Raw genomic sequence first — 12,180 nt, 5'->3', positions numbered from 1 at the left:
GTCGGCGCGCTGGGTTTCCAATTGCAAAGCCGCCGCACGACGCGTTAACCAGACAAAGCTGAGCTGGCGCCCCAACTGAGCCAGCCAGCCCAGGTGGCTGGCGATGCGCTCGCGCTCAAGAGCGGCCGCCCGGCCCCGCTCGACGGCCGGATCTGGCTCCAGACCGGCCGCCTGCTCGATAGCGCGACAGGCCAAGAGGCGATAACTTACCGGTGCCAACGGCATAGCCGCCGCCAGGCGCTCGATGAAGGTTTCGACCGCCACCTCTTCAGATGACGTGTTCATAGCTACCAGAGATGTTGCTTGGCCCTCGGTCACCCCATCGCCGTCGAGCGTCAAGGTTAGCTTCAATCCGCCCGGCAAACCGGGAAAGCAGGGGCCGAAGGGCACCTCAAGCCAGTCCATTGCCAAACCATCGGCACTGCGGGGCAGGTCTTTGGTAACCTCGACCATGGACATGAATCCGGAACTGTCGTGGTCGTGGTCGTGGTCGTGGTCGTGGTCGTGGTCGTGGTCAGAATGATCATGCCCGTCATGGTCGTGCCCGGAATGGTCATGGTGGTGCTCGTGATCGTGCTCCGACACATCTTCCTTCACGCTCTCGTCTTCTCCGGGCTTATGCGGTTCTAGATCCATGCCGCATTTGGGGCACCTGCCCGGCTCGCTTCTGACTACTTCTGGATGCATGGGACAGATATATTCAGTGCCGGATTGTTCTTGAGCCGGGCCCTGTTGGTGACCGTGATCCTGGCCCTGATGATCCTCATGCTCATGGCAATGAGCATGCTCGTGATCGTCGTCGCCCTGATGCTGTTCGTGGTCATGAGCGTGTTTATGATTCTGGTGATGGCCGTGATGGCGCTCATGACTCTGTCCATGATCATTGTGGTGAGCATGGTGATGATCGTGTTCCTCGCTCTCATGCTTATGATCATGATGATGTTCGTGGTGCTCGTGGCCGCGGTTCTCGTCGTGTTCCCCGGCATCAGAGTCGCCGCCGGCTTCGCGCGCCACCAAATCCATGCCGCATTTGGGACAGCTACCTGGTTCGTCTTCCACCACTTCTGGGTGCATGGGGCAGACGTATTCGGTTTTGGTTTGCAGGATTGATGAGTCAAAATCGTCGGGCGAGGCGGCGAAGGCGCCTTCGGCCAGCAACCGCTGCAGCCGAGTGGCCGACTCCGTCAGTTCGGTTTGTGAGAGACCCGCGGAAACGTCAAATTGAGGTAAAGACGAAGGTGCTGACCCACCGAGCATTAGAATAGCTCGCGGCCGAGGCATCTGGGCATAAAGCACTGCTGTGGCCTCGTACAACTTCTGAGATAGCTCACCGATAATCAGAAGCACAGTGGCGTCGCGCGGCGTGGCGGCGATGCGCATGCCTGCGGCCGCCAGGTCCAGCCCATGCGCCAGAGCCACTTCTGGCCCAGGGACTACCAGGCAGCTCAAATTGCGCGCCAGAGCCTGCCCAACCCACCTTCGCAGGATAGATGGACGCCCTTTGCGTGCGCCGGCAAGTGTCGTTGCGGCCTCAGACATCACTGCCGCCTCAGAGCGCCCTGGCTCCATCCGTAAAGCAGCCCGAGAAAGAGAATCGCAAGAAACACGCCCATATCAAGTAAAGCAACCAGCCCTACCTCCTTGAACACAACCGCCCAAGGGTACATGTAGGCCATCTCCATATCGAACGCCAAGAACAGCAACGCATAACCGTAATAGCGCGCATGATAACGTCCCCAGACCGGATCGCGTGACAGCACCCCCGCACTCGCCGGCACATCCTTTCCCGGCTCCTGCCGTGTCGCCCCCAAACTACGAGCCAAGCCATAAAGGCTCAACACCGTACCCAGGACACCCAGGGCTAACCCCAGCAGCAATGAGTATTGTTGTGTAGCGCTCATAACGTCTAACTTCTCAAGTTTACTCTGGCACAGGTTCGTGAGATCTAACTCTCTATTGCACAAAAAATATGGAACCCCGTTCAACGAATGGTTCGACGAAGATCAGTTTCAAGTCTAGACACCCTTGCCGGAAGCGCAAACTATCCCTCTACTCACGCGGTCAGAACCTCCGCCTTCTACTGAGTTTTAACAAGTAGATTCGACTACGGCACGTCCTTGAAGTCGCGAATATGCAACAGATCTTCTACCGGGAGAACGGCCACAAACCCGTCGCTGTCGAGCCCCTTGTGGACCGTCCGGGCAATGGTTTTCACTATTTTTTCCGCCCGACCCGCTTCCTCGAATATCTCGGCGCGAACCCAGTCAGCCATAGTGTCCTCTGCATAGTAGTTCCGGTACTCGCCGAAACCGCGTACCTTGGAAACCGTCAAGCCGGACACGCCAATTGCTTTCAGCGCGCCCTCGACTTTTTCAAGTTCTAACGAGGAAAATATTGCCGTTACTTTGCAAAATTTCGTATTCATCATAACTCCACTACATTAAGGAAATTGAGCGACGAGCAACTCAGATCATCCCTTCTTCCAGTAGTTAAACATTCGAAGCTAAACTGCAGTCAAAAACGGTACACACTTCTATTTTCTACGCCTCTTCAAAACTCAGTCGCCACGTTTGTTACATGGCCAATCCGCAAACGCCAGAAAATAGAGAAAGGCAAGATTAACGAGTGGAATCAATATCAAAACGCCCAAAATTCCCGGATACCCAACACGCTGGCAAATACGCCACGTCGGTATCACAACAATAATGGCAACAACCAGCATCCATAACCAGTGGCCCGCGCCCATGGTGCTTCCTAACATGTTACCTTCAATCATATTCAAAGCTCCATTTCAATTGGTTAATTCAGTGGTGATGAGAATGAGTGTGCTCTCCAGTCGGCGGCTCTACCCCCGACGTTTTTTTAAGAAATATCTGCTCGCCAACCGCAATTAGGACCATCGCCACTACGGCCACGCCGATCACGAACGGATCCGTATTCAGTTTGACCCAGACAAAACCTCCGAGCGCCAGTAAATCGAGAGCAATGGCTGTAACGGGTACCCACGCTTTGGCCTTGATGTCCTCACGCAAGTAGCGAAGCACGCCCCAGTGAATGGCGATATCCATTATCAAGTAGAACACAATTCCCAGAGCGGCAATCCGAGACAGATCAAAAAATGCGGTCAGAAACAAGCCCAAAACGACAGTATAGACCAGAGTGTGCTTCTGGATACTCCCAGGCATACCAAAATGATTGTGTGGGACCAGCTTCATTTCAGTCAGCATGGCCAGCATTCGTGAGACCGCAAAAATGCTGGCTAGAATGCCGCCCGCAGTAGCCATCATTGCAATGGCCACCGTGAACCAGACCCCATAGTTTCCCAGTGCTGGGCGCGCGGCAGCGGCCAGGGAATAATCCCGCGTCTCGATGATTTCGGCCAATGAAAGGTTGCTCGCAACAGCGAAACCAACGAGTGTGTAGATCACGACGCAAGCAGCGATAGAAATCACAATGGCACGACCGACATTACGCTTAGGATTTTTCACCTCAGAGCCGCTATTGGTAATGGTCGTAAAGCCTTTAAACGCCAATATCCCCAGAGCCGTAGCCCCCAGGAAGTTGCCTACGGTTCCCGCCTCTCCGGGGCTTGAGAAGTCCACTGAAAGACTGTCCGCGACCCAGATTCCGACCAGCCCGAAAATGATAATGCCCGCAATTTTCAAAATACCGATAAATGAGGCCACGCCCTGGATCAACCGATTACTTGAAAGATTGACCAGAAAGGCGGCGATGATGAGGGACACACCGAGAACAGGCACCATTATGCCGCTCTGGTCGCCACCGAAGAGCTGCATGGTGTAAGAGCCGAAAGTGCGGGCGAGAAAACTCTGGGCAATCACCATGGAAAAATACATCAGCAGAGCGTTGAACGCTGTTGGCAAGCGATTGCCATAGGCCTTGTGCAAATACATGCCAATGCCACCGGCGGACGGGTAGGCATTGGAAATCTTGATGTACGAATAGGCGCTGAAGCTGACGATGACGGCGGCGGCCAGGAACGCCAACGGGAAAAGGACGCCGGTCATCTGCGCCATCTGCCCGGTAAGCGCAAAGATACCGGCGCCAATCATGACGCCGGTTCCAAGCATGACCGTGCCCGGCAAGGTCAGACTTCCTTCCTCATAACGGGTTGTTCTGTCTAGGTTATTTGCCATGCATCCTCCGGCATTTGGTTACTCAACACAGCGCTTTAGAACCACATACGAACACCGACCACGATGCCAGCTTCGGACTCATCACCGCCCTCTGCACGAATCTGGTCAGCCTTATCGCCCAGGGATCGACTCCAGTAGCCCCCGATGTAAGGCGCGAACTCTCTGGCCAGTTCGTACCGATAGCGTAACCCCACACGAACATCGTTAACCCCACTGGGGCGACCGTACTTTTCGGCGTCAGTCAGCGCGGCGGCAATCTCCACGCGGGGCTGAAGATACGACACTTGGGACATACGAAGGTCGTACTCGGCCTCAATGCTCGCGGCTATATCTCCATCTTCATTAATCATAATGGAGTTGTCCATTTCAAACCGATAGGGAGCTACTCCAAATAGACTGAACACAACATAGTTTTCGCGATTCGCCCCCGACGCCAACGAACCCCGGGTACCAATACCGCCCTGCAGCTCCCAGAATGGGGCGATCAAACGACTGGCCAGCACCTCCGCGCTTTCCAGCTCAGTGGGCTCTCCATCATCCTTCCGGTTTTCGCCTTCACTTTTAAAATAGATTCGATTCCGATCCCCGCCGTACCAAGCCAACATATCCCAGACGATCAAGCTTTCCTCGTTATCGGTGCGGGTGGCCTCCAGACGGTCAAACAGTACTTGACCGGTTCGGTAGGGTTTGACCGGGTCCGGCCAGTCGTCTTCCGCGTGGCCCGCATGCACCGTGCTGGTCATTCCCACCAGCGTTAGAGGCATCAAAATGTTCAGTTTTCTCATAAGTCCTCCTTAGCTGACGTTGACGACGCGGAACATGCCCGCCTTCATGTGGTACAGCAGATGGCAGTGAAAGGCCCAGCTGCCGGGCGCATCGGCGCTGATTTGCAACGAGACCACCTCACTGGGCTTGAGGCTGATGGTGTGCTTGCGCGGACGGGGATACTGGCCGTTTTCAAGCTCCATCCACATGCCATGCAAATGGATCGGGTGTTCCATCATGGTGTCATTTACCATAATCAGACGCAGGCGCTCTCCATGGTTGAACTCCACAGGGCCATCGACCTCGGTAAACTTCACACCATCAAAGGACCACATGTATTTTTCCATGTTGCCGGTAAGGTGAAGCTCAATGTCCCGTTCCGGCTCCCTCTCGTCTGGCCAGGGATGAGCGCCGATCAGATCGCCATAGACCAGAACGCGATGATCCACATCCTCAAGACCAACGCCAGGCTCATTCAGCCGGCTGACCGGGTTGCGAGCAATCATCGCTGCGGCGGGACCATGGCCGCCCGGCGCGTGCTCGATGCCAAGATCCGGGGCCGAAGGCCGTTGTTGAGATGCCGCCATACCCCCGCCATGGTCACCGTGCATCTCATGCTGGCCCCCCATACCGGATTCATCGCCCTTGGAAGACGACATATCCATGCCATCCATATCGTGGCTCATTCCCATGGCCGCCATACCCCGCTCGGGCACCGGCCGCAAATCGGGCACCTGTGCTTGCTGCCCCACCTCCGTTGCGAGCGTGCCCCGGACATAACCGCTGCGGTCCATACTCTCCGCGAACAGCGTATAGGGCCGGTCGCTTTTCGGCGTCACGATGACATCGTAGGTTTCCGCCACGCCGATACGGAATTCATCGACTGTGACTGGCTTGATCGGTTGACCGTCGGCGGAGACCACCACCATCTCAAGGCCCGGAATGCGAAAATCAAAAAACGACATGGCCGATCCATTGATGATTCTCAACCGGACCTTTTCGCCGGGCTTGTACAGCGCTGTCCAGTTTGTTGCATTATCACGGCCATTCATCAGATAGGTATAGGTGGATCCGGTCACATCCAGCAAATCCCGGGAGCTCATGCGCATTTGGTTCCACATAGAGCGCTCTTTCCAGGTCTTCTCCAGACCCTGGCGGCGAATGTCAGCCAGGGTATCGCCCAGAGTACGCTGCTGGTAGTTGTAGTAGCCTTCCGCTACCGTCAGGTTGCGGAACACCTCATGCGGGTCTTCAAAGGTCCAGTCGCTCAGGACGATCACATGCTCCCGGTCGGCGCCAATATCGCCGTCTGCCGGGTCAATCACCAGAGGCCCGAGGTGACCCAACTGTTCCTGCAAGCCTGAGTGACTGTGATACCAGTAAGTTCCATTTTGTTGAACGTCGTACTCATAGCTGAACGTCTCTCCCGGCTTGATACCGGGAAAACTCACGCCAGGCACGCCATCCATATTTTCAGGCAGAATGATGCCGTGCCAGTGGATCGAGGTGTCGTCACTCAGTGCATTGGTGACGTTCAGGCGAGCTCTCTGTCCTTCTTTCAGCCTGATCAGCGGCCCAGGCATGCTGCCGTTAATGGTGATCGGCCTGCCGATCTTTCCACCAATATTCATCTCCTCCCGGCGAATATGTAAATCGATCGCAGAGCCAGCGTTGACCACATCGCCATAGCTTCGTCCCAGGGGAGACGCCCAGGTCGGCGCCATCCTGGCCATAGCGAGGGCCGATGCCACCCCGATCGCCGATTTGATAAAGCGTCGACGGCTCGCCTCTATCGGTTTTCCCATCATGCAACCTCCTGACTCTTGTAAACTCTCGCAAAATGGATCTGACTCCAGGGCCCACCAGGCGGTAGCCCAAGCTAATGATGAGGAGCTTCAGCGGAACCCCGAGCAGTCAAGACTTGATACTGCTCGTGGGACAGCTCGGGAAGGCGTCTCAAGAAAGCCACCATGCTCCAGATTCGCTCGTCATCATGGTTCGGACCCCAGCCCGGCATGCCGGAGGCTTTGATGCCGTGTTTTATGACCCAAAACCTATGTTGGGCCCGCGACTCAAGATCCTCTTCCCCTTGATGCGGTTGCGTCAGATCCGGTGGCGCGGGATTGAGGCCCAAGGTGAAATCACTCTCATCCTTGCCCGGTTTGAGATGGCAGCCGGCACACATGTCATTGTAATCAGCGCCCCCGGCCAGCAGGCGCTCGGACGTGTCCAGATCCGCGGGCACTTCAATCCCGCTCGACGCCCGGTCAACCGAGCGTTCGCGCAGTGTTTCCAGCGCCCAATAAGTCAGTGGCGTATGGTGATCGTCCGCGCCGACGGGATACAAACCCGAGTAGATGAACGCTACAGCCGCCGCTATGGCAATGACGAGCGCAGCGATTAGGCATTTGATGCAAGACAGAAACCTAGGGGCCGCCATGTGCTCTCCTTTATGCTTTAGTGGTCGTGTTGGGAATTACGCGCTGCGTCGTCATCGGACTCGGAGTGCTTGTGCTCGGACTCCTTTGAGTCGGCATCCTTCTTATCCATGTGCTGCTTGCACTTCTTCATCATGGCCTGCATGACCGGGTCATCCATGTCCATCTCGGCGTGGTCCATGTCTTTCATTTCTGAGCATTTCGGCTTTTCGGCCTCCTCCATATGCTCCGACGGCTCATGCGCCTGCACGGCTAGGACCAAAATAAGCGCTGGCAGGGCGGCCAACCAACGTAAAGTTTTGTGTGTCATGGGGTAACTCCTCAATTGGAACGAAAGTGAACAGCCATTGCTGTTTTCAACAACCAACACTCACTCTAACAAACTGGCCCTGTCTGCCAGATGACTCAAACATTACATTTTTGTAATGTTCGTGTAACCTTGTCGTTGGACACAGTCAGCTACACTCGTGCGATACGGATCAGAAGAGGTGCTTCATGCGACTGCTGGTGGTAGAAGACGAAGTAAAAACAGGTGACTATCTGCGCCAAGGCTTGACCGAAGCCGGCTTTATGGTCGAGCTGGCACGCAACGGTCTCGACGGCCATCACCTGGCGATGACGGAGTCTTTTGAGCTGATAGTTCTGGACGTCATGCTGCCAGATGTGGACGGGTGGCGCATCGTGCAGTCATTGCGCGAAGCCGGCCGCCAGACTCCGGTGCTGTTTCTAACGGCACGTGACGCTGTGGACGACCGCGTAAAGGGCCTGGAGCTGGGCGCCGACGATTACCTGGTGAAACCTTTTGCCTTTACCGAACTTCTGGCCCGAATACGCACATTACTGCGCCGGCGATCCGCGCCTACCCTGTCGGAACAACTGGAGATTGCCGACCTGTCTCTTGACCTGCCAAAACACCGCGTTACCCGCGCCGGGAAGAAAATCAACCTCAGCCACAAGGAGTTTTGCCTTCTGGAGCTTATGGTCCGTCGGCGTGGCGAGGTGTTGCCTCGTTCGCTAATTGCTTCCCAGGTATGGGATATGAACTTCGATTCCGACACCAATGTGATTGATGTGGCCATTCGTCGATTGAGGGCCAAAATTGACGATGATTTCGAGCCCAAACTGATTCACACCGTGCGTGGCATGGGCTACAAACTTGACGTGGAAACCGACAATGAAGATCACTAATCGGCAACCACTGTCGCTGGCCGCTCGGGTCATGGTGTTTGTGGGGCTGGCCATTGGGCTCAGCCTCTTCCTGATCGGGAACCTCGTTCTCAGTGCCGTCGAACGTCACTTCGCCGAACAGGATGCCGTTGAACTGGCCGTAATGACCGAAGCCGTTGTCGAAGCCTTGCAGAGCGGTGCCAACGGTTCCGCACGACAGACTGATGCCTTGGCTAACGCCATATCCGGACATCACGGAGTCTTTTTCCAAGTTCGGGATGAGCAAGGCGATGCTATCTACAGCATGCCGGGTGCCGACCTGTCGCAAGCATCCGATACCCTCTTCCCAGCGTCCGAAATCAATGCAGGCAACGTGCAAACCTGGCAGGAAGGCGATAAGACCTTCCGGGGTGTGATCTCTGAGAGTGAGGTCGGAGGCCGGAGTTACTCGATCACTACGGCCATTGATATGGGCTTCCACCTGGAGTTTCTCCAGAGCTTTCACCGCACGTTGTGGCTTATCATGAGCCTCGCCGGCGCCATTACCCTTCTGGCCGCCTGGTATGGCATTCATCAGGCCCACGCGCCCCTGCGCGATTTGTCTGACAGAATCGGCGATATCCAGGCCGATCGGCTTCACGTGCGCCTCGACCCAGCCTCGGTGCCATCGGAGCTACAGGGCCTGGTCACCTCGTTCAATCACATGATCGGTCGGCTGGAAGACAGCTTTACTCGCCTGTCGCACTTCTCGGCCGACATCGCACACGAGTTGCGTACGCCGCTCACCAACCTCATTACCCAGACCCAAGTCGGCCTGGGAAAGGCCAGAGATAGGGAAGAATACCGTGAACTGCTGTATTCCAATCTGGAGGAGCAGGAGCGCCTGGCCAAGATGGTCAATGACATGCTGTGGCTGGCCAAGAGTGATCACGGTCTCCTCAAGCCTGTACAGACACCGCTGGATTTAGCGAGGGAGGTGAATGCGCTGTTCGATTTTTTCGAGGCACTGGCGGAAGAGAAGCAAATCCGCCTGATATTGGAAGGCCAGGCACCCCCCATTCATGGTGACCGGGCCATGCTGCGACGAGCGATTTCCAACCTGCTCTCCAACGCCATCCGCCTCACACCCTCGGGGGAGACGGTACTCGTACAACTGGCCAGAACCGGAGACCAAGAGGTCTCGCTAAGCGTCCAAAATCCGGGTTCGGAGATTCCCGCCGAACATTTACCCAACATTTTCGACCGCTTTTATCGCGTCGACCCGTCGAGAGCTCGTCAAAGCGAGGGCGCAGGACTTGGGCTCGCTATTGTCAAATCCATCGTCGAGGCTCATGGTGGTCGCGCTGAAGCAACATCGGCGCGAAACATGACCATTTTCACGCTCACCTTTCTCGAAGACTGAAACGAACTATGTCTTCTCATGTTGTAGATGAGCGCCGCCACATGCCCAACGTTTACGCCAAGCTTCCACATCAAAGGTTCCAGCATGCCAAGTGGCAATGATGATGTCCGAGAAGGACTCTTCGCCCAGACGCACTGGATAACCGAACAACGCGGCGTGGTCTTTCTCCTGATACCAGCGCTGCGCGTAAACCGGCTTACCACTGGTGACCGCCACCTCCACCATTGATGGCTGAATCCTCTTGACCCAGTCCGCACGTTTTGACTGGCTGGAAGACAGTTCGCTTTGGCTCGCGCCATCCAGAACGTCGCGACTAAGTGGAGTAAGTGTTCCGGTGGCAACCAGTTGATAATCAGTGTTCATGATTGGGCTCCTGTGAATATGGCTACATATCAACAGGCGAGCCCATCAAGAATTACTACCTATCCCGGCATATGGGCGCCTTGTCGGCGCCCATAACTCAATCACCACATCCATCCGCCGACTGAAGTCTGACTTGTCCGGAATGAGTGGTAGCCATCGTCAAAGGATTTGGTGGCGGCTTTCGTAAGGTAGCTGCCCCGCAAGAAGAGCTTCTGAAGCTCCCATTCAACGCCCCGCCGAACAAGATACTGCCCATCTACGGGAAAGTTCGCCAGCCCCTTCCCCTCGAATTCCGGCAACATCAACACATTCGCCCAGGACTCAGCTATCACGTTGTGCAGATTCTCTCCAGAGTAATTGAAATTACCCAGCGTGTTGAAGGCATGGCCGTTCAACAGAATCAGCAGATGAAAATGTGGTTTCGTCTCACCTGCCTTGTATTCACGTGCCCAAGCATAGTGGAGCTTCGCTGGGTGAATACGGCCCTTTCTGAGTTGATACCGAGACAGCCTGTATTTCAACACCTCCCAAAACCGCCTGATGTACTCATTGCCAAGCGCTTCTCCTTCGAGAGGCCAGTAGCTCACCGGGAACCTAAGATCTACCCGAACTGCAAATACACGGCTGTTGTCCATTAGGGATTCCAGCGCCACCTCGTACAGTCGCTCCAGATACTCCTCAATAAGCGGTCCTCTGGTTACCTGAACCGGGAGGTTTCGGTAGTGATGATCTTCGTGGAGTGTTAAGTGGCCCAGCTTGGCTTTAGGTTGGTCGTGGTGTTCAAATGTAGTTGGTTTCATGGCTACTCCAATAGGTAGGTTTATTGACATACCGTCAGGAGGCTCCATCAACTTTTACACCACGTCAGGCTCTCGCTCGCTATCGACGTTATATGAGGGCTGCTTTGAGGCAGCCCATTACTCCGCTGCTACCGCTTCCCATGCTTACTATCGTGCATGGGTTCATCCACACTGGCGTGTGTGTATATTACTATTCCCTACATGACTGGACACATGAAGCCCCGACGTAGACAGAGCCTAAGGAACGGGCGCTCGGCAAGTCACGGCGTTTTTACGCTGTCGATTATTTCGAAGAGTTTTGAAGAAGCCTATCAAACCCGGCCTCCTCTTGGACGGGACCGCCCTACTGAATTTGGCCGTAAGACCTGCCCAGGGGATTAGAGGCGTCCGGGCTGAAAGTTATTCCCGTCAGCCCCTCGCTGACGCAGAGATCCCTTACCGGCTCACCGCAAAAAACCCCCTTGTAGAGATCCAGCTCAGTTTTAAACATTGGGACGCCGGCAAGCCTTGCCTCAACAAACCCAAAGTGCACCAAGTTTCCGTGCTCGTCGTAAGCAGTCGCAGATTGAATAATCGCATCATACTGCTCTGCCGTGGAGGTGGGGTTGAAAATATATCCTTTGCGCCCGCCGAAGGTCACTGGCAGGCACTCCCCGCTCTGCTCCAACAGATCGCCCAGGACCAAGAATGCTCTCTCGGACAGGAATAGCCGCCCGAAGTTTTCCGATACGTCCGGCACTTCGGTCGCTCTCGAACCCTCGCAGGGGCGGAACTCAATCTCTAGCGGCTTCCAGACGCCTTGATACGCCTTGGGTTCAGCGTTAAAGGCAAAGGTTCCGTGTTCCTCCCCCAGCTTGGTCATAGACTCCACCGGCGGAATGACATGCATTAGGTACGACTCATCGTGCAGAATTCGATAGATCATTTGAGCTGGCTCGCTGGCAGCATGACGTATGGCGGGAAGCTGGAGGTCTGGAGCTTAAAGCGAACCATTCGGAGCGCGTCCGCCAATGAACGGTCGTCCTTGATACGGACGTGATCAATGAGGGTGCCCAACCAGCGGTAATTGTTCGGCGACAATTACGGTG

General features: G+C 55.5%; 14 protein-coding genes. 2 read left to right on the top strand and 12 right to left on the bottom strand.

Features of this window, described 5'->3' with window-relative positions; genetic code table 11:
- The 9 genes from B3187_RS17525 to B3187_RS04325 form a co-directional block, all read right to left on the bottom strand.
- The coding region (locus B3187_RS17525; RefSeq protein ID WP_414673671.1) for a heavy metal-binding domain-containing protein at window positions 1-1,074 on the bottom strand (1,074 nt) is incomplete at its 3' end.
- A 464-nt stretch (window positions 1,075-1,538) separates the two neighbouring features.
- Window positions 1,539-1,901: an NADH-quinone oxidoreductase subunit A gene (locus tag B3187_RS04360; protein ID WP_062816625.1), complete on the bottom strand. Its 363-nt coding sequence runs from the start codon at window positions 1,899-1,901 to the stop codon at window positions 1,539-1,541.
- A gap of 203 nt (window positions 1,902-2,104) precedes the next feature.
- Complete coding sequence (locus B3187_RS04355; protein WP_082810827.1) at window positions 2,105-2,428, bottom strand: P-II family nitrogen regulator; 324 nt, start codon at window positions 2,426-2,428, stop codon at window positions 2,105-2,107.
- A 129-nt stretch (window positions 2,429-2,557) separates the two neighbouring features.
- A complete protein-coding gene (locus tag B3187_RS04350) occupies window positions 2,558-2,776 on the bottom strand; it encodes a hypothetical protein (protein ID WP_286804750.1) in 219 nt (72 codons plus the stop codon).
- 28 nt (window positions 2,777-2,804) lie between these two features.
- A complete protein-coding gene (locus tag B3187_RS04345) occupies window positions 2,805-4,157 on the bottom strand; it encodes an APC family permease (RefSeq protein WP_286804749.1) in 1,353 nt (450 codons plus the stop codon).
- A 35-nt stretch (window positions 4,158-4,192) separates the two neighbouring features.
- Entirely contained in the window at window positions 4,193-4,942 is a 750-nt protein-coding gene (locus tag B3187_RS04340) for a copper resistance protein B (protein WP_277673024.1), read from the bottom strand.
- Window positions 4,943-4,951: 9 nt separating this feature from the next.
- Entirely contained in the window at window positions 4,952-6,727 is a 1,776-nt protein-coding gene (locus B3187_RS04335) for a copper resistance system multicopper oxidase (RefSeq protein ID WP_339619990.1), read from the bottom strand.
- Between the two features lie 74 nt (window positions 6,728-6,801).
- Complete coding sequence (locus tag B3187_RS04330) at window positions 6,802-7,362, bottom strand: c-type cytochrome (protein ID WP_277673025.1); 561 nt, start codon at window positions 7,360-7,362, stop codon at window positions 6,802-6,804.
- A gap of 17 nt (window positions 7,363-7,379) precedes the next feature.
- Entirely contained in the window at window positions 7,380-7,670 is a 291-nt protein-coding gene (locus B3187_RS04325) for a hypothetical protein (RefSeq protein ID WP_265367045.1), read from the bottom strand.
- Between the two features lie 185 nt (window positions 7,671-7,855).
- Here B3187_RS04325 and B3187_RS04320 point away from each other — a divergent pair, with 185 nt between their 5' ends.
- Together B3187_RS04320 and B3187_RS04315 are read left to right on the top strand one after the other, a co-directional pair.
- A complete protein-coding gene (locus tag B3187_RS04320; protein WP_277673026.1) occupies window positions 7,856-8,548 on the top strand; it encodes a heavy metal response regulator transcription factor in 693 nt (230 codons plus the stop codon).
- Window positions 8,535-9,929 carry a heavy metal sensor histidine kinase gene (locus tag B3187_RS04315; RefSeq protein ID WP_286804742.1) on the top strand — a complete coding sequence of 465 codons (1,395 nt, stop codon included), beginning with the start codon at window positions 8,535-8,537 and terminating at the stop codon, window positions 9,927-9,929. Before B3187_RS04320 ends, B3187_RS04315 begins: the two co-directional genes overlap by 14 nt.
- A 6-nt stretch (window positions 9,930-9,935) precedes the next feature.
- Here the strand turns inward: B3187_RS04315 and B3187_RS04310 are convergent, their stop codons facing one another.
- The 3 genes from B3187_RS04310 to B3187_RS04300 form a co-directional block, all read right to left on the bottom strand.
- Entirely contained in the window at window positions 9,936-10,292 is a 357-nt protein-coding gene (locus B3187_RS04310; protein WP_286804741.1) for a hypothetical protein, read from the bottom strand.
- 101 nt (window positions 10,293-10,393) lie between these two features.
- Window positions 10,394-11,122: a YagK/YfjJ domain-containing protein gene (locus tag B3187_RS04305; RefSeq protein ID WP_286804739.1), complete on the bottom strand. Its 729-nt coding sequence runs from the start codon at window positions 11,120-11,122 to the stop codon at window positions 10,394-10,396.
- Between the two features lie 313 nt (window positions 11,123-11,435).
- On the bottom strand, window positions 11,436-11,954 hold the full coding sequence (locus tag B3187_RS04300; protein WP_265367034.1) for a hypothetical protein: 519 nt from the start codon (window positions 11,952-11,954) through the stop codon (window positions 11,436-11,438).
- Between the last annotated feature and the right edge of the window lie 226 nt (window positions 11,955-12,180).

It is taken from the genome of Marinimicrobium sp. UBA4209 (assembly GCF_002381585.1).
GTDB classification, from domain to species: domain Bacteria; phylum Pseudomonadota; class Gammaproteobacteria; order Pseudomonadales; family Cellvibrionaceae; genus Marinimicrobium; species Marinimicrobium koreense.
The sequence above is the reverse complement of the archived record's forward strand: the minus strand, read 5'-3'. Positions and strand labels throughout refer to the sequence as shown.

What these genes read in the sequence shown, in the direction of transcription:
- B3187_RS04335 (WP_339619990.1), bottom strand. Translation starts at nt 6,727, where the DNA reads ATGGGAAAACCGATAGAGGCGAGCCGTCGACGCTTTATCAAATCGGCG.
- B3187_RS04325 (WP_265367045.1), bottom strand. Translation starts at nt 7,670, where the DNA reads ATGACACACAAAACTTTACGTTGGTTGGCCGCCCTGCCAGCGCTTATT.
- B3187_RS04355 (WP_082810827.1), bottom strand. Translation starts at nt 2,428, where the DNA reads ATGATGAATACGAAATTTTGCAAAGTAACGGCAATATTTTCCTCGTTA.
- B3187_RS04350 (WP_286804750.1), bottom strand. Translation starts at nt 2,776, where the DNA reads ATGATTGAAGGTAACATGTTAGGAAGCACCATGGGCGCGGGCCACTGG.
- B3187_RS04330 (WP_277673025.1), bottom strand. Translation starts at nt 7,362, where the DNA reads ATGGCGGCCCCTAGGTTTCTGTCTTGCATCAAATGCCTAATCGCTGCG.
- B3187_RS04360 (WP_062816625.1), bottom strand. Translation starts at nt 1,901, where the DNA reads ATGAGCGCTACACAACAATACTCATTGCTGCTGGGGTTAGCCCTGGGT.
- B3187_RS04300 (WP_265367034.1), bottom strand. Translation starts at nt 11,954, where the DNA reads ATGACCAAGCTGGGGGAGGAACACGGAACCTTTGCCTTTAACGCTGAA.
- B3187_RS04320 (WP_277673026.1), top strand. Translation starts at nt 7,856, where the DNA reads ATGCGACTGCTGGTGGTAGAAGACGAAGTAAAAACAGGTGACTATCTG.
- B3187_RS04305 (WP_286804739.1), bottom strand. Translation starts at nt 11,122, where the DNA reads ATGTCAATAAACCTACCTATTGGAGTAGCCATGAAACCAACTACATTT.
- B3187_RS04315 (WP_286804742.1), top strand. Translation starts at nt 8,535, where the DNA reads ATGAAGATCACTAATCGGCAACCACTGTCGCTGGCCGCTCGGGTCATG.
- B3187_RS04340 (WP_277673024.1), bottom strand. Translation starts at nt 4,942, where the DNA reads ATGAGAAAACTGAACATTTTGATGCCTCTAACGCTGGTGGGAATGACC.
- B3187_RS04345 (WP_286804749.1), bottom strand. Translation starts at nt 4,157, where the DNA reads ATGGCAAATAACCTAGACAGAACAACCCGTTATGAGGAAGGAAGTCTG.
- B3187_RS04310 (WP_286804741.1), bottom strand. Translation starts at nt 10,292, where the DNA reads ATGAACACTGATTATCAACTGGTTGCCACCGGAACACTTACTCCACTT.